The following is a 16,232-nucleotide window of genomic DNA, read 5'->3' as shown; positions in this document are numbered from 1 at the left end:
ATGGGGCCTTGGCATCATCGTGAAACCCAAATGCATGTCCCGACTCTTCTTTGCCCTGCCTCTGGATGAACTGGCGCCACAACTTGCGACCTGGCGTGACGAGCAGCCCTGGCCAGGCCAGGCCGTCCCACAGGCCAATCTGCACTTGACCCTGGCCTTCCTCGGCGAGGCCGACGCACAACAGTGCGCTAAATTGCTGGCCATGGCCGAACGTAAACACTGTCCGCCCCTGAGCATCCCTCTGGATCGTACCGGCTGGTTTGGGCGCGCCAAGGCCGCCTGGGTCGGCCCCCGGGAGTGGCCCAACGAGCTGACCGTGCTGGCACTGGCGCTGCGTCGCCATGGCGAGCGCATCGGTCTGGGCAATGGTGAGCAGGGATATACCCCGCATATCACAGTGTCACGCAAGGCAAGTGCGGCACCTGCCGCCGTCCCGGCCCCCGACCTCCTCTTGCAGGCCACCCGGTTCTGCCTCTATCAATCGGTCAGCACAGAGCACGGGGTCAGCTACCAGCCTCTGGCCTGCTGGCCCCTGACGCCGAGAGTGAAAACCACCGATGGAATTTAACCCGCCCCTGCAATCGGGACTGCTGCTGCGCCGCTACAAGCGCTTTCTCACCGACATCCAGCTCGATGATGGCCAGGAGCTCACCATTCACTGTGCCAATACCGGCGCCATGACCGGTTGCGCCGATCCCGGTACCCGGGTCTGGTACTCCACATCAAGCAACCCCAAGCGCAAGTTGCCCCAAAGTTGGGAGATCGCCCAAAGCCCGGCAGGTCACTACATCTGCGTCAACACGGCGCGGGCTAACCAGATAGCCAGGGAGCTGATCGAAGGGGGGGCTATTCCCACCCTCTCGGGCTATGACACCCTCAGACCGGAGGTCAAATACGGTGAAGAGAACAGCCGGATCGATTTCCTGCTGCAAGATGCCGCCAGGGCAGATTGTTACGTAGAGGTAAAGTCGGTCACCCTGCTCGATGAACGGACTGGCGCCGGCATGGGATATTTCCCCGATGCGGTGACGGCCCGCGGTGCCAAGCACTTGCGTGAATTAATAGCCATGAAAGCGGCGGGGCACAGGGCCGTACTCTTGTTTATGGTGTTGCACTCCGGTATTGCCAGAGTTGCAGCAGCAGCCCACATAGATCCGCACTATAGTCAGCTTATTGAACAGGCGCGGTTGGCAGGGGTTGAAATATTATGCTATCGCCCCCATCTTGGGGTGCAGCGCATAGAGCCAGAAGGGTTTATCCCGTTTGAATCCAACTCATGCGACCCGACTGCGGCTGATAAAAGTGGGATTGGATAACATATTTGGCACTGCTTGTTTGCCTAGCCGTTACCCTTCTGCTATAGATGTCGCCCTCAATTTATGGATGGCACTATTACGTGCTGAATTAGGAGACAGGGCATGCCAACAGGCGAAATCAGGAAATCTCTGGGCCCCCTGGCCGTTGCGGGAGTTGCGCCTTACCAGGAAAAACCGGGTGAGGAGTACATGAATGACCAACAAAAGGCTCATTTCCGCAAAATCCTGGGAGCCTGGCGCAATCAATTGATGCAGGAAGTAGACCGCACAGTTGATCATATGAAGGACGAGGCAGCCAACTTCCCGGACCCCGTGGACCGCGCCGCGCAGGAAGAGGAATTTGCCCTCGAACTGCGTACCCGCGATCGTGAGCGCAAGTTGATCAAGAAGATCGAGAAGACCTTGCTGCTGCTGGACGATGACGACTTCGGTTATTGCGAACATTGCGGCATCGAGATCGGCATCCGCCGCCTCGAAGCACGTCCCACCGCCGATCTTTGTGTGGACTGCAAGACGCTGGCCGAGATCAAAGAGAAACAGATGGCCGGTTAATCCGCCGTTTGAACCACTTGGGGCCATTCCCCCGAATTGGTAGAAAAGGGAGCACTTAGCTCCCTTTTTTATTGAGCTTTGGCGGGCCCAGGGCGAGAATGGCGCTTCCATGTCCATCTCGTCTCTGCCGTCATGCCCCTGAACAGCCCTACGCCTTCCCCTTATGTGGGACGTTTTGCCCCCTCCCCGTCCGGTCCGCTGCACTTTGGCTCCCTGATTGCGGCGCTGGGCAGCTTGCTGCAGGCTCGTTCCCTGGGTGGCCGCTGGTTGCTGCGCATCGAAGACATCGATCCGCCACGGGAGATGGCCGGGGCAACGAGCCTGATCCTGCAAACCCTGGAGACCTATGGCCTGCATTGGGATGGCGATGTGATGTACCAGAGCCTCCGTCACGCTCGTTATGATGAGGTCATGGCCGCGCTCTACCGAACGGGAGATCTCTACTGGTGCAGTTGTACCCGACGCGAGATAGCCGCGAGGGGCGGGCTCTACGATGGTCACTGCCGCACATTGGGGCTGGCACCTGCTGGCTGCGCCGCCCGGATCCGCCAGCGCCATCCGGTATATGGTTTTGAAGATGGCTTGCTCGGTGCCATCACAGTGCCCCCGGCCCTGGCTGAGGAGGATTTCATCATCCACCGCCGCGATGGCCTCTATGCCTATAACCTGGCGGTAGTGGTCGATGACATGGATGCGGGCATTACCGAGATAGTACGTGGTGCCGACTTGCTCGAGCCGACGGTACGCCAGGTGGCGCTCCACAGGGCGCTGGGCAATGAGCCTCCCGCCTGGGTGCATCTGCCCCTGGCGGTGTTGGCCGATGGTAACAAGCTCTCCAAACAGAACCATGCTCCGGCCCTGAGCCTGACCGAGGTGCGCCCCACCCTGTTGCAGGCGTTGCACTTTCTCGGCCAGCAACCACCGACCGAGCTGGCAGCCTGTTCCATCACTGAGATAATCCAGTGGGCCATCGCTCACTGGCGGCTGGACAGGGTGCCCAAACAGCCGCAACCGGCACCGGGCTGCTAGCCCCCGACCACATGGTTTTTCATTTGGTCAAGGCTGAGCTATGATAGGCCGCTATTTTTTGGCCTCCCGTCAATTTGAAGTCATGAAGAGGTGTACCATTTTTTCCCAGATCGCAAACTTTTGCCGCAAGGTGCTCGGCAAGGAAGAAGGCGACGAGTCGGTGACGACTCAAGAGCCTGTCCACACTGCCACCCAGCGGAGTGCCGGACCAAGACGCACGCTGAGCCGTGACCAGCACCCCATCTCGCGCAAAGAGATCAGTGAGAATGCCCTCAAGGTTCTCTATCGCCTGAACAAGGGCGGCTATGATGCCTATCTGGTCGGCGGGGGTGTCCGGGATATTCTGCTCGGGAAGACGCCAAAGGATTTCGACATCGCCACCAACGCGACCCCGGAACAGATCAAAGCACTGTTCAGCAACTGCCGCCTGATCGGTCGCCGTTTCCGTCTGGCCCACATCGTCTTCGGTCGCGACGTGATCGAGGTCGCCACCTTCCGTGGCCATCACCATCAGGTCAACAACAGCCGCCATGTCTCCGCCCAGAGCGATGAAGGCATGCTGCTGCGCGATAATGTCTACGGCACCATTGAAGAAGATGCCGAACGTCGCGACTTCACCGTCAACGCCCTCTATTACAGTGCCAAGGATTTCACCCTGCACGACTTCGAGGGCGGTATCGATGATCTCGCCGAGCGCAAGCTGGAGCTGATCGGCGACCCCGAGACCCGCTACCGGGAAGATCCGGTGCGCATGCTGCGCGCCGTGCGTTTCGCCGCCAAGCTGGATATGCAGATCAGCCCGCGCAGTGCCGCGCCGATCAAAGAGCTGGCATCGCTGCTGCAAGACATCCCCGCCGCCCGGTTGTTTGAGGAGACCCTCAAGCTGTTCCTGGCTGGCGATGGCCTCGCTACCTACAAGTTGCTCCGTGAATATGGCCTGTTCCAGCAGCTGTTCCCCCAGGTAGCCACGCTGTTTACTCCCCACGGCAACTCGCCGTTCGAGCTGTTCATCGAACATGCCCTGACCGACACCGACACCCGGGTGCGTGAAGATAAGCGGGTCACTCCCGCCTTCCTGTACGCCGCCCTGCTGTGGGGCAGTGTCGAGGCCCGCGCCCGTGTGCTGGAAAACGAGAGCGGCTTGCCCTGGCATGACGCCTTCATGCTGGCCATCAACGAAGTGCTCGATGCCCAGGTCCGCATCATTGCCGTGCCGCGTCGCTTCACCACTGACGTACGCGACATCTGGGCCCTGCAACAGCGCCTGACCCGCCGTCAGGGCCGCCACCCCGAGCGTGCCATGGAGCATCCCAAGTTCCGCGCCGCCTTCGACTTCCTGTTGCTGCGCAACAGGGTTGAACGTGGCTTGGGCGAGCTTGCCGGCTGGTGGGAGCGCTACGTGGAGTCCAACCCGGATGTGCGCCCGCAATTGCAGCGGGAAGCCACCCGTGGCGGCGATAGACCTCAAGCCGACAAGCCTCAGGCCGACGGCGAGAAGCGCAGCAGCAACAGCCGCAACCGTCGTCGTCCCCGTCGTCGCAAGCCCAAAGCGGCCGAATGATGATCCAAGAGGTCTTCGTTGCCATCGGATCCAACCTGAGCGATCCCCTGGGCCAGGCTCGTCGCGCCGTCGTGGCGCTGGCGGCCTTGCCTGAGTCGATGCTGCAACAAGCCTCCTCTTTTTACAGCAGTCGCCCCATGGGCCCTGCGGATCAGCCTGACTACGTCAATGCCGTGGTCAGACTGACGACCCGGCTTGCGCCCCTGGCCTTGCTGGATCAGTTGCAAAAAATCGAGTTGGAACAAGGACGTGTGCGCAAAGATGAGAGATGGGGGCCCAGAAGCCTGGATCTGGATCTGCTGCTCTATGGGACAGAGTGCTTGCAGAGCGAGCGCCTGACAGTCCCCCACTACGGCATGAAGGAGCGGGAGTTTGTGCTGCTGCCCCTGGCCGAGATTGCGCCCGCTCTGGTGCTGCCTTGCGGCACCCCGCTCAACGATCTGGTTGCCCGCTGCCCCCGCAATGATCTCGCCATCATAGCGTCGGCTGCGAGCCTGTAGGAGCCATCCAAGTGAGCAATATCACCACCGCCAGCCTGCTGAAGATGAAGCAGGACGGCCAGAAAATCACCGCCATCACCGCCTATGATGCCAGCTTCGCCAAGTTGTTCGACGACGAGGGCGCCCATGTGCTGCTCATCGGCGACTCCTTGGGGATGGTACTGCAAGGGGGCACAGACACCCTCGGCGTCACCATGGATGAAATGGTCTATCACACTCGCTGCGTGGTGCGTGGCGCCAGCCAGGCGCTGGTGGTGGCCGACATGCCATTCATGAGCTATGCCACCCCGGAGCAGACCTATGTCAATGCCGCTCGCCTGATGGCAGCCGGTGCGCGCATGGTGAAGATGGAAGGGGGCGACTGGTTGTGTGACAGCATCCGCCACCTGACCCGCAATGGCGTGCCAGTCTGTGGCCACCTCGGCCTCACCCCGCAATCCGTCCATGTGTTCGGTGGTTTCAAGGTGCAGGGTCGGGACGAGTTTCATGCCCAGGAGATCTATCGACAGGCACTCTGCCTGCAGGAAGCGGGCATCCAGTTGCTGGTGCTCGAGTGCGTGCCGGTCGCCCTGGCCGAGCGTATCACCAAGGCGTTGCGCATCCCGGTGATCGGCATAGGGGCTGGCCCCTCTACCGATGGTCAGATCCTGGTGATGCACGATGCCTTTGGCATCACTTCTGGCTATGTGCCCAAGTTCACCAAGAACTTCCTGGCCGAGACAGGTGAGTTGCACGCCGCCGTGCGCCTCTATATCCAGCAGGTCAGCGACGGCAGCTTCCCTGGCCCGGAACACTGCTTCAACTGAGCCAGTCCCAGGGATGACAGCGGAGGCCCTGGCCTCCGTTTCCACATCCATGCCAAGCTGATTTAGCATCTATCTCTTTGATTCATCTGAGGGTAAACCGTCGATGTTGGTTGTTAACAATCCCGCCATTGTGCGTGACCAGATAAGCCAGTGGCGCCGTGAAGGGCTTGTCATTGCATTCGTCCCCACCATGGGCAACCTGCACCAGGGCCATCTGACCCTGGTTGAACGGGCCCAGCGCCATGGCGAGAGAGTCGTGGTCAGTATCTTCGTCAACCCAATGCAGTTCGACAAGGCCGAGGATCTCGCCAACTACCCCCGCACCCTGGAGCAGGACTGCGCCGCGCTGGAAGCGGCCGGTGTGGATATGGTGTTCACGCCGACGCCGGAGATCATGTATCCCCAGGGGCTCGCCAGCCAGACCTTCGTCGAGGTGCCCGGCATCTCTTCCCTGCTGGAAGGGGCGCTGCGCCCGGGGCATTTTCGCGGGGTCAGCACTGTGGTGACCAAGCTGTTCAATCTGGTACAGCCCGATCTGGCCTGCTTCGGCCAGAAGGATTACCAACAGCTGGCGCTCATTCGCAAGATGGTGAGCGACATGGCCATGCCCATCGAAATAATCGGGGTGCCGACGGTAAGGGCCGAAGATGGCCTGGCACTCTCGTCACGTAACGGTTACCTCAATCCCGAGCAACGTGCCCTGGCCCCCGAGCTTGCATACACCATGCACTGGGTTGCCGCGCAAATTGCAGGGGGCAACCGGGAACTGGCCGCCCTCATCGTCAGCGCCAGCGCCCGCCTCGACGCAGCCGGTTTTCGTACCGATGCCATCGACATCGTCGATGCCGATACCCTCGAGCCTGCGACCGACACCAGTCAGCAGCTGGTGATCCTGATGGCGGCCTATCTCGGCAAGGCTCGTCTCATCGACAACTGCGTCGTCCCCCTCATTCACCCCTGATCAGGAGAACCCCATGTCCAAGAAGGTTTATTGCATCGCCCAGTTCCTGCCCAAGCCCGGCCAGGAGCAGGCTCTGTTTGCGGTGCTGCAGGGGCTCGAACCCAATACCTTGCGCGAAGATGGCTGCCTGCAATACATAGTCACCCGCCAGCTGGCCAGCCCCTTCGCCGAGGGAGAGAGCTACCCCATCGCCTTCAACGAGATCTGGCGCGACAACGCCAGCTTCGAAGCTCACTGCCAGCGGGCCGAAATAAAGGACTTCTTCGAGCGTTACTGCCTCGCCGAGGACGGCCTGGCGGCCAAGTGGAATGTCTGCATCTACAGCGACGAGCCTGAGGGTTATGACGCGCCTCAGCTGGCATGACGACCATGATATGAAAAAGGCGCCCGAGGGCGCCTTTTTGCTGGTTGGGATCCACGCCTCAGTGGCGCAGCCCCGTACCGCGGGAGATGAGCCACCAGGCCAGCCCGTATAGCGCGACGATGAAGCCGATGATGATAAGGTATGCGGTGCCGAGCGGCACGTCGGAGATGCCGAGGAAGCCGTAACGGAAGGCGTTCACCATGTAGATGATGGGGTTCACCTGGGAGACACCCTGCCAGAAAGGCGGCAACAGACTGATGGAGTAGAAGACCCCGCCCAGATAGGTCAATGGCGTCAGAATGAAGGTCGGAATGATGCTGATGTCATCGAACGACTTCGCGAACACGGCGTTGATGAGCCCCCCAAGGGAGAAGAGTATGGAGGTGAGCAGTACGGTGAGACAGACGCTAAACAGGTGATGCACCTGCAGTGGCACGAAGAAGAGCGACACCAGGGTGACGATGAAGCCGACACAGAGGCCGCGGGCCACGCCGCCGCCCACGTAACCGGCGATGATGATGTAGTTCGGCACCGGGGCCACCAGCAACTCTTCCACATTGCGCTGGAACTTGGCGCTGTAGAAAGAGGAGGCCACGTTGGAGTAGGAGTTGGTGATGACCGACATCATGATGAGGCCGGGCACGATGAACTCCATGTAGCTGAAGCCGCCCATGTCGCCGATGCGCGAGCCTATCAGGTTGCCGAAGATGACAAAATAGAGGCTCATGGTGATGGCCGGCGGCACCAGGGTCTGGATCCAGATCCGGGTGAAACGGCTCACTTCCTTGGCCAGGATGCTCTTGAAAGCGATGTAATAGGTCATGGGGTTCATGCTCTACGACCCTCTTCCAGCAAGATGATGCAATCGTTCTTGGCATTCATGCTCTGACAACCCTCTTCTAGCAAGCTGATGTGACCGTTATTGAAACTCATGCTTTGCGGCCCTCTTCTACCAGATTGACGAACAGCTCTTCCAGCCGGTTTGCCTTGTTGCGCATGCTCAGTACCTGCACCCCCTGGGTGGAGAGCTGATCGAACAGGCTGTTGAGGGACTGGCTCTTCTCCAGCTCCACCTCCAGGGTGTGTTCGTCCTGCATGCGACCGTTGAACTCGGGCAAGTTCGGTATCTGGCTGCCAGGCACCAGATCCAGCAGGAAGGTTTCGCGCCCCAGCTTGCCGAGCAGGCTCTTCATGCTGGTATTTTCGATGAGGCGCCCCTTGTCGATGATGCCGATATTGCGGCACAGCATCTCGGCCTCTTCCAGGTAATGAGTCGTGAGAATGATGGTGACGCCCTGCTCGTTGAGCAGCTTGAGGAACTGCCACATAGAGCGGCGGATCTCGATATCCACCCCGGCGGTCGGTTCATCCAGGATCAACAGCTTGGGCTCATGCATCAAGGCCCTGGCTATCATCAGCCGGCGCTTCATGCCGCCTGAGAGGGTGCGAGCGGCCATGTCACGCTTGTCCCACAAGTCGAGCTGGCGCAGGTATTTTTCGGCACGCACCTTGGCCTCTGCCCTGGGCACGCCGTAAAAACCGGCCTGATGGGTAACTATCTGGCTCACCTTCTCAAACTGGCTGAAGTTGAACTCCTGAGGCACCAGGCCGAGCTGGGCCTTGGCCATCTCCAGATTGGTATCTATGTCGTGGCCAAACACCTTGACCATGCCGGCACTCTTGTTGACCAGCGAGCTGATCACGCCGATGGTGGTGGATTTTCCGGCCCCGTTCGGACCAAGCAGTGCGAAGAAATCCCCCTGCTTGACGGTCAAATCTATGCCTTTGAGGGCTTCTACCCCCCCCTGATAGGTCTTTTTCAGTCCGCTGATTTCCAGTGCGTTCATGACAACCTCTGATGGCTCATCGCCACCTCGAATCTATGAGACAGAAAAGGCGGCCGAGGCCGCCTGCTGGCATGAATGATGTGTCACCATCACTCCTGCGGTACCACCTTGCCGATGAAAGGCAAGTTACGATACTTCTGGGCGTAATCGATGCCGCAGCCTACCACGAATTCGTCAGGAATAGAGAAGCCGATCCAGTCTACCGGCACGTGCACCTCGCGGCGGGACGGTTTGTCCAGCAGGGTACAGATGGCCAGGGACTTGGGTTCACGCAGCGAGAGGATCTCGCGCACCTTGTTCAGGGTGTAGCCGGTATCAATGATGTCTTCGACGATGACGATGTCCTTGCCCTTGATGTCGTCATCCAGGTCTTTGAGGATACGCACGTCACGGGTGCTGTGCATGCCGGAGCCATAGCTGGATGCGGTCATGAAATCCAGGGTGATGGGCAGTTCGCACTGACGGCAGAGATCCGCCAAGAAGACGCAGGAACCACGCAGCAGGCCAATCATGACCACCTCATCCGAACCCTGATAACGGGCGGTGATCTCTTCACCCAGCTTGGCAATCCGGGCGGCCACTTCGGCCTCGGAAATCATCACCTCGACGTTGTGTTTCATCACATACTCCATAGTGGTCAGCAATAAATGACCATTCATTGATTTCAAAACCCTTGATTCTACCACCCAAGCCGGGAGGCGTCAGGCATACGTGATGCTTTTATCGGCTTATTTTAATTGTTAGAGTTAGCAGGCCTTCGGGCATTATCGGTGACCATACTATAAACACCATAATCAATAACTATTAGATGAAAAAATCATGGAACCACGCGCAGAAATCAGACGGAGAACCCGGCTTTCACCGGAGGCCCGTCGCACTCAACTCATGGAATGTGCCATTGAGGTATTCTCCCGTCGCGGCATTGGCCGTGCGGGTCATGCCGAGATAGCAGAACAAGCCAAGGTGTCAGTTGCCACCGTTTTCAACTATTTCAATACCCGTGAAGAACTCGTGGATGAGGTGCTCACCGAGATAGAGCAGTTCGTGCACCAGATGCTGGAACAGGCTTATGCGGGCAATCGCCCGGTACGTGACTGCATTCACAGTCATGTGCAACTGTTCGTTGATGCAGCCTATGACAGGCCGGATCACGCCAACATCTGGCTGGAGTGGAGCTCCTCGGTACGGGAAGAAGTCTGGCCCCGTTACGCCCTGCTGCTCGACAAGGCGCTGGAGCGTATCACCCCTGTGCTACAGGGTGCCATGGACAAGGGAGAAATCCAGAGCGTACTGAGCGCTCAGGATCTGGCCCGCTCCCTGACCGGTTTTGGTTACGTCATGATGCAGATGATCAATTCCCCCCAGCGCCCGGCGCGCGTTGAGGTGACTGAGTTTCTGTTCAAATACGTGACGGCTCCTCTTCAGCCCTAAGCACGACTCACTACGAAAAAACGGCGCCCAGGGCGCCGTTTTGTTGTGGTGAACTGTCAGAATATCGAGTCCCTGATGATCAGATGCTCACTGATGGCCGTAGCCCCAGCGGGCAGTGAGGGTATGTTCAATCCCCAGATGGTCCAAAATGCGCGCCACCATAAAGTCCACCAGATCCTCGATGCACTTGGGCTCATGATAGAAGCCGGGAGCCGCTGGCATGATGGTCACCCCGAGCCGGGCCAGGCTCAGCATGTTTTCCAGATGGATGGCGGAGAAAGGGCTCTCGCGAGGCACCAGTATCAACTGGCCACGCTCCTTGATCACCACGTCCGCCGCCCGCTCCAGCAGGCTGTCGGAAGCGCCATGGGCGATGGCCGAGACGGTGCCCATGGAGCAGGGGCAGACCACCATCTGCTTGGGGGCCGCCGAACCCGACGCCACTGGAGAGAACCACTCATCCTTGCCACACGCGACGATCTGCCCCTCTTTGGCACCGAACTCGCTGCACAGCTTGAGGGAGAGCGCCTGGGGAGAAGCGGGCCAGTCGCTGCCCTGCTCCGTCTTGAGCACCACCCGCGCAGCCGAGGAGGCCAGCACATACACCTGATAGTCGGCTCGCACCAGACACTCGAGCAGACGCAGGGCGTAAGGGGCACCGGAGGCGCCGGTCAAGGCCAGGGTGATCCGCTTCATGCTTGAATCTGCCGCGCTTGGAGACCCGCCAGCAACTTGTCGTGAATGCCGCCAAATCCGCCGTTGCTCATGATGAGAACATGGTCACCGCTGCGGCTCGTCGCCAGGAGGGCATCGAGCAGCGTATCGAGCTGGCCGTACACCCGGGCAGGCACCTGCATATGCGCAGTCACCTCGCTCAGATCCCAGCCGATGTTGGCTGGCTGGAAGAAGAGCACTTCATCCGCCCCCTCGAAGCAGGCAGCCAGTTCTTCCTTGTGAACCCCGAGCTTCATGGTGTTGGAACGCGGCTCCAGCACCACCAGGATCCGGGCCTTGCCAACTTTGGCGCGCAGCCCCCCCAGAGTGGTGGCGATCGCGGTCGGGTGATGGGCGAAGTCATCATAGACACTGATACCCGCCACGATACCCTTCAGCTCCATCCGCCTTTTGGGTGACTTGAACTTGCAGAGCGCGGCAATCCCGTGTTCGACCACGACTCCCGCATGGCGGGCGGCGGCGATCGCCATCAGGCCGTTGTTGACGTTGTGCTCGCCGATGCACTCCCAGTGCACCTCGCCCTGCTTGACGCCATCGAGCCATACCTCGAACACAGAACCATCGGCCGCCAGCTTGACCGCCCGCCACTTGGCATCGTCCTGGCCCACCAGCTCCACCTCACTCCAGCAGCCCATGTCGCGCACCGCCGCCAAGTTGGCATCGGCCTGGGGGGAAGAGGACGCGGCCATTGCCGGGCACCATGCGCATCAAGTGATGGAACTGGCGCTGAATGGCGGCGAGATCCGGGAAGATATCGGCGTGGTCGAACTCCAGGTTGTTCATCACCAAGGTGCGCGGCCGGTAGTGAACAAACTTGGATCGCTTGTCGAAGAAGGCGCTGTCGTACTCATCGGCCTCGATCACGAAAAAGGGCGCCGCGCCCAGACGGGCCGAGACTGGGAAATTGCCAGGTACGCCGCCGATGAGAAAACCGGGTTCGAGCTTGGCGTATTCCAGCACCCAGGCCAGCATGCTGGCGGTGGTGGTCTTGCCATGGGTACCGGCGACGGCCAGTACCCAGCGATCTTGCAACACATGCTCCAGCAGCCACTGGGGACCTGAGATATAGGGCAGGTTGCGGTTGAGCACATATTCCACACAAGGATTGCCGCGGCTCATGGCGTTGCCTATCACTACCAGATCCGGTGCCGGATCGAGCTGGGATGGATCATAGCCTTCGGTCAACTCTATGCCCTGCTGCTCGAGCTGGGTGCTCATGGGGGGATAGACGTTCGCATCGGAACCCGTGACCCTATAACCCAGCTGCTTGGCCAGTACAGCCACGCCACCCATGAAGGTGCCGCAGATACCGAGGATGTGAATGTGCATACCGCTTCCCGTTCCTGTAGAGAGAGCGAGCATTCTAGCAAGATGGCGCCAATTTAGCAGAGGCAGGCGCAGATAGTGCGACAAGCCCGGCCCCCCAGGTGGAAAAACGGCGATGCTGGCGGCAAAATTCGTGCTTAGCAACTCCCTGTCAGGGGGTTATGGCCGAGGAATACGCTCAAACTGGCCGCAATGGCGCGCATATATGGTCATTTGACGGGACATCGCTATAATATCGGCCTGAAAACTTGACTCGAATATCATTGAAGGAACCCTCATGAGCCTGAACCTGGTACCGGCCGGCAAGAGCCTGCCCGAAGATATCTATGTTGTCATCGAGATCCCCCAGAACGCCGATCCGATCAAATACGAAGTCGACAAGGACAGCGGTGCCATCTTCGTTGACCGCTTCATGTCCACCCCCATGTTCTACCCGTGCAACTACGGCTACGTGAACGCCACCTTGTCCCTGGATGGGGATCCGGTCGACGTGCTGGTTCCGACCCCTTACCCGCTGCTGGCTGGCTCCGTGATCCGCTGCCGCCCGGTTGGCGTGCTGAAGATGACCGACGAATCTGGCGAAGATGCCAAAATTGTCGCCGTTCCGCACTCCAAGCTGACCAAGCAGTACGATCACATCAAAGATGTGAACGACCTGCCCGAGCTGCTGAAAGCCCAGATCCAGCACTTCTTCGAGCGCTACAAAGAGCTGGAAGCCGGTAAATGGGTCAAGGTTGAAGGTTGGGGCGACAAGGCTGCCGCCGAAGCAGAGATCATGACCTCTGCCGAGCGTTACGCTGCCAAATAAGCCGCGTATAACGCCGCTGAACGACGAAAAAGGCGCCTACCGGGCGCCTTTTTATTTTGCACTATTTCCCAGCACGCGAACCATTCGTCTTCACTGTGTTGATGGCCGTCTCTGACGAGTGACCCACCGCTGCGACTCATCGACTCAAGGCGCCTTGCTCCCCCTGGGGGCCCCCGAACCCCCATCTTGCGGATCGCCCTTGATATAGAGGTCACGTCCGTTCTGACGATAAGCGCGATAGTAATCATCTCCACAACGATAAGCGCCGCCGTGCTGACGAGATAGCTCGCAATTGACCGGCAATACTTCCAGCCACTTCAAGGCCTCCTGATAGCGCAACCACTCCTGCCACTCGTGCTCCCGAGCCAGCTGATCGCGCAAGGCAAACGCATCTATCTTCTGATCGCCCTTGGTGATGATTATCTGACCGGCCCAGAGCGGCAGGCTGCACAACCATAACAATCCCCATAATCGGTTCATGACTGTTTCCCTTGTGACTTATTTTCGCAATTAAATTTAAAACCCAATCAATCTGTTAGCAAAATCTCATCCTAAAACTTCCCCGAACATACCTCAAAAACGTATCAAGTCACCTAGTTGTTAATCAGGGTCAACCGACGGGGCGCATCATGATGAAATCCATATCAAAGCTGGTACCGTGCATGATGTTCGCCGGCTCGCTGCAAGCGGGAGAGGTCAAACTCGACTGGCAGTGGCAATCCGCCGACGGCAAGCAGCAACATTTCCAGCTGCAAACCGATGACAAAACCCTGGCAAAAAGCCAGCATGAGAGGGTGCTGCTCGATGCCTCTCTCAATCACCCCATAGAAACCCTGTACGCCTATATCAGCCCCAGGCTCTACAACAGCCTCAGTCAAATTAACCAGAATAGCCCCAGCACGGCCACCAAGTTTCTCAGCCTGGAACAAGCCTTTACCACCAGGGATAACAGCCCGGAATCACGGGAGTTCTGGCAAGCCTATGAACAGTATCAGGAAGACGCTTTCGAGAAGATGATGGTGTTGCCCTGCGTTCATCCCGCCAACGTCAAACTGCCCTGCGTGAGGCCCAACTACTCCCAATTGTTTTACCACTTCAAGGATTCGCTCAAACCCCTTGCTAGCCAGTTTTCCGCACCGGATCTTGCCGCCTCGGTCAAACTCATTCAGGAGTGGCTCAACGTCATCCCCAGCCCATCAGAACAGATGGATCACTTCAATCCCCCCCTGCAGGCACTCAAGGACAACAAGGCCGACAGCGATGAGAAGGCACTGTTGATGGCCACTCTGCTCACCGAGCTGGCCCCCCAGTTCATGCTCAGCATCATCTATCCAGACACCAGCATCGGCAGTGTCTCCCCCGCGTGGCTCGCCATCACGGCAGATAGCGGCCTGCCAGGGGACGTTGTGGTCATAGACAACCAGAAGCATGTGCTGCTCACCGGCTCCCCCCTGATGGTGCAGCAGATGGCGATGGCGCACATTCCTCTCATCAGCGAACCCCTCTACTGAACAAGAGATCCAACCAGTCTGGACGGATCCCGCCGCTATCATGGTGCCGGTGCATTCCAAGGGGTCTCAGCGCTAACCCTTCGATTATTTAACACTTTTTAAACAGATCCGATCAGTTTAGGATGAGGAGTACCCATTTCCTCAGCCATCAAATCGTTATAACATAACAAAGGAGTGTCATTCGGATGAAACATCTCGTGCTTACTCTGGCGCTGCTGCCGACCCTTGCCCTGGCTCATAACCTCAAAGAGGCGGCCCCGGTTCCCTTGGTGCAGATCGCCGACCAGGGTGAACTGATGATCAACGGCCAGGATATCGCCTATCGGCCCTGGCAGAGCAAGCAGCTGGCAGGCAAGGTGTTCCTGATCCAGCATATCGCGGGTCGTTCCAGCGCCAAGGAGCTGAACGCCCCCATGATAGAGGCGATCAAAAAGGCCAAGCTGCCCCATGGCAGCTACCAGACGGTGACCATCATCAATAGCAATGATGCCATCTGGGGCACCTCCGGCTTTGTGAAGAGCAGTGCCGAGGACAGCAAGAAAGAGTTCCCCTGGTCAGCCATGGTGTTAGATAGCAAGGGCATGGCTCGCAATGCCTGGGAGCTGACACCGGAGAGCTCGGCCATCGTGCTGCTGGATAAAGAGGGCAAGGTGCTGTTTGCCAAAGATGGCCAGCTCGCTGCCAATGAGATCACCAAAGTGATGGAGCTTATCAAGTCCCATCTCTAAATCAGACGGGGCCCCGCGGGCCCCTTATCAAGGGTATATGGGTCGCGTCACCGTTAGAGTCTGGATACTGCTGCTTGGCTGGTTGTGGCTACAACCCGCCCTTGCCCAGCATCAGCTGGAAGCCGAGCTGCCGAGTCACAGTCATCACTGCCTGATCTGCGCCCTGCATCTGGATGGCAAGCTGGCCATACCCGCCAGCCCGCTCGCCGCCATCCCATCGCGCTCCATCCCCGAGAACGCTCCCCCCGCCATTATCAACCCCTGCCTGCCCTCGGCGACAACCCAGCCCATTCGCGGCCCGCCCTCATCCTTTTTCTCTTGAGCCATAACCCTCTTATTTTATTGTTTTAAAGGATGAATGATGAAAGCTGTCACCCTGTTACTGGCTGCGGCCACCTTTGGCGTTCAAGCCAATCATGAACATGGCGAGAGCCATAGCCATGGCGCTCATGAACATGGCCACGGCCTGCTCAACTTTGTCGTCGATGGCAATCAGCTGATGATTGAGCTGCAGGCCCCGGCCGCCGATCTGATCGGTTTTGAGCACGCCGCCACGACGGCCGAGGAGAAGGCGCAATATGCCAAGGCCCTCGCCCAGCTCAAGCAGCCGGAGACCCTCTTTGGGATAGCCCCGGCAGCCGCGTGCCAGCTGGCACATCAGGAGATCAAGGCCCCCCAGCCGGAAGAGGCCCATGAAGGTCATGATCATGATGCCGCCCACGAAGAGCATGAGGGTCACGACCATGATGCAGCCCAC

General features: G+C 59.0%; 20 protein-coding genes and 1 pseudogene. 15 read left to right on the top strand and 6 right to left on the bottom strand.

Annotated features, from left to right (window positions below; translation table 11 throughout):
- Positions 1–34: 34 nt before the first annotated feature.
- The 9 genes from thpR (at position 35) to G113_RS07345 (ending at position 7,089) form a co-directional block, all read left to right on the top strand.
- Entirely contained in the window at positions 35–568 is a 534-nt protein-coding gene (gene thpR / locus G113_RS07385; RefSeq protein WP_005897850.1) for an RNA 2',3'-cyclic phosphodiesterase, read from the top strand.
- Complete coding sequence (gene sfsA, locus G113_RS07380; protein ID WP_005897847.1) at positions 558–1,316, top strand: DNA/RNA nuclease SfsA; 759 nt, start codon at positions 558–560, stop codon at positions 1,314–1,316. The genes thpR and sfsA overlap by 11 nt, the downstream gene beginning before the upstream one ends.
- Before the next feature lie 102 nt (positions 1,317–1,418).
- Positions 1,419–1,868: an RNA polymerase-binding protein DksA gene (dksA, locus tag G113_RS07375; RefSeq protein WP_005897845.1), complete on the top strand. Its 450-nt coding sequence runs from the start codon at positions 1,419–1,421 to the stop codon at positions 1,866–1,868.
- 132 nt (positions 1,869–2,000) lie between these two features.
- Positions 2,001–2,897, top strand: coding sequence for a tRNA glutamyl-Q(34) synthetase GluQRS (gene gluQRS / locus G113_RS07370; RefSeq protein ID WP_040319003.1), 897 nt, complete (start codon positions 2,001–2,003; stop codon positions 2,895–2,897).
- Between the two features lie 82 nt (positions 2,898–2,979).
- A complete protein-coding gene (gene pcnB, locus G113_RS07365) occupies positions 2,980–4,458 on the top strand; it encodes a polynucleotide adenylyltransferase PcnB (RefSeq protein ID WP_051106572.1) in 1,479 nt (492 codons plus the stop codon).
- A 2-nt stretch (positions 4,459–4,460) separates the two neighbouring features.
- Entirely contained in the window at positions 4,461–4,958 is a 498-nt protein-coding gene (folK, locus tag G113_RS07360; RefSeq protein WP_083940362.1) for a 2-amino-4-hydroxy-6-hydroxymethyldihydropteridine diphosphokinase, read from the top strand.
- Positions 4,959–4,969: 11 nt separating this feature from the next.
- A complete protein-coding gene (gene panB / locus G113_RS07355) occupies positions 4,970–5,764 on the top strand; it encodes a 3-methyl-2-oxobutanoate hydroxymethyltransferase (protein ID WP_005897838.1) in 795 nt (264 codons plus the stop codon).
- A gap of 103 nt (positions 5,765–5,867) precedes the next feature.
- Positions 5,868–6,725: a pantoate--beta-alanine ligase gene (gene panC / locus G113_RS07350; RefSeq protein ID WP_005897837.1), complete on the top strand. Its 858-nt coding sequence runs from the start codon at positions 5,868–5,870 to the stop codon at positions 6,723–6,725.
- 13 nt (positions 6,726–6,738) lie between these two features.
- Positions 6,739–7,089: a putative quinol monooxygenase gene (locus G113_RS07345; protein ID WP_005897835.1), complete on the top strand. Its 351-nt coding sequence runs from the start codon at positions 6,739–6,741 to the stop codon at positions 7,087–7,089.
- Positions 7,090–7,147: 58 nt separating this feature from the next.
- On the opposite strand, the gene G113_RS07340 is transcribed toward G113_RS07345, so the two are convergent.
- The 3 genes from G113_RS07340 to hpt form a co-directional block, all read right to left on the bottom strand.
- Entirely contained in the window at positions 7,148–7,921 is a 774-nt protein-coding gene (locus G113_RS07340; RefSeq protein ID WP_005897834.1) for an ABC transporter permease, read from the bottom strand.
- A gap of 97 nt (positions 7,922–8,018) precedes the next feature.
- Positions 8,019–8,936 (bottom strand): ABC transporter ATP-binding protein, encoded by a 918-nt coding sequence (locus G113_RS07335; RefSeq protein ID WP_005897832.1) that lies wholly within the window; start codon positions 8,934–8,936, stop codon positions 8,019–8,021.
- Positions 8,937–9,025: 89 nt separating this feature from the next.
- A complete protein-coding gene (gene hpt / locus G113_RS07330) occupies positions 9,026–9,556 on the bottom strand; it encodes a hypoxanthine phosphoribosyltransferase (RefSeq protein ID WP_005897830.1) in 531 nt (176 codons plus the stop codon).
- A 199-nt stretch (positions 9,557–9,755) separates the two neighbouring features.
- Here hpt and G113_RS07325 point away from each other — a divergent pair, with 199 nt between their 5' ends.
- Positions 9,756–10,367 carry a TetR/AcrR family transcriptional regulator gene (locus tag G113_RS07325; protein ID WP_040319002.1) on the top strand — a complete coding sequence of 204 codons (612 nt, stop codon included), beginning with the start codon at positions 9,756–9,758 and terminating at the stop codon, positions 10,365–10,367.
- Between the two features lie 87 nt (positions 10,368–10,454).
- Here the strand turns inward: G113_RS07325 and G113_RS07320 are convergent, their stop codons facing one another.
- Together G113_RS07320 and mpl are read right to left on the bottom strand one after the other, a co-directional pair.
- The gene (locus G113_RS07320) at positions 10,455–11,063 is read right to left on the bottom strand and encodes a flavin prenyltransferase UbiX (protein WP_005897828.1); all 609 of its coding nucleotides are present in this window, start codon (positions 11,061–11,063) and stop codon (positions 10,455–10,457) included.
- Positions 11,060–12,431, bottom strand: a pseudogene (mpl, locus tag G113_RS07315) (UDP-N-acetylmuramate:L-alanyl-gamma-D-glutamyl-meso-diaminopimelate ligase). Before mpl ends, G113_RS07320 begins: the two are co-directional and overlap by 4 nt.
- Positions 12,432–12,705: 274 nt before the next feature.
- Here mpl and ppa point away from each other — a divergent pair.
- The gene (ppa, locus tag G113_RS07310) at positions 12,706–13,236 is read left to right on the top strand and encodes an inorganic diphosphatase (protein WP_005897827.1); all 531 of its coding nucleotides are present in this window, start codon (positions 12,706–12,708) and stop codon (positions 13,234–13,236) included.
- Between the two features lie 144 nt (positions 13,237–13,380).
- Here ppa and G113_RS07305 read toward each other — a convergent pair whose 3' ends face one another.
- Positions 13,381–13,716, bottom strand: coding sequence for a hypothetical protein (locus G113_RS07305; RefSeq protein WP_040319001.1), 336 nt, complete (start codon positions 13,714–13,716; stop codon positions 13,381–13,383).
- A gap of 152 nt (positions 13,717–13,868) precedes the next feature.
- Here G113_RS07305 and G113_RS07300 point away from each other — a divergent pair, with 152 nt between their 5' ends.
- From G113_RS07300 to G113_RS20480, 4 genes are all read left to right on the top strand, one after another.
- Positions 13,869–14,747 (top strand): hypothetical protein, encoded by an 879-nt coding sequence (locus G113_RS07300; RefSeq protein ID WP_040319005.1) that lies wholly within the window; start codon positions 13,869–13,871, stop codon positions 14,745–14,747.
- 185 nt (positions 14,748–14,932) lie between these two features.
- A complete protein-coding gene (locus G113_RS07295; protein ID WP_005897822.1) occupies positions 14,933–15,475 on the top strand; it encodes a YtfJ family protein in 543 nt (180 codons plus the stop codon).
- A gap of 37 nt (positions 15,476–15,512) precedes the next feature.
- Positions 15,513–15,797 (top strand): hypothetical protein, encoded by a 285-nt coding sequence (locus tag G113_RS07290; protein WP_005897820.1) that lies wholly within the window; start codon positions 15,513–15,515, stop codon positions 15,795–15,797.
- 39 nt (positions 15,798–15,836) lie between these two features.
- A partial coding sequence (locus G113_RS20480; protein WP_152435979.1) for a ZrgA family zinc uptake protein occupies positions 15,837–16,232 on the top strand: 396 nt, incomplete at its 3' end.

The organism is Aeromonas molluscorum 848 (assembly GCF_000388115.1).
Taxonomy (GTDB): Bacteria; Pseudomonadota; Gammaproteobacteria; order Enterobacterales; family Aeromonadaceae; genus Aeromonas; species Aeromonas molluscorum.
Note: the sequence above shows the minus strand (reverse complement) of the source record. Positions and strands in the feature narration are given on the sequence as shown.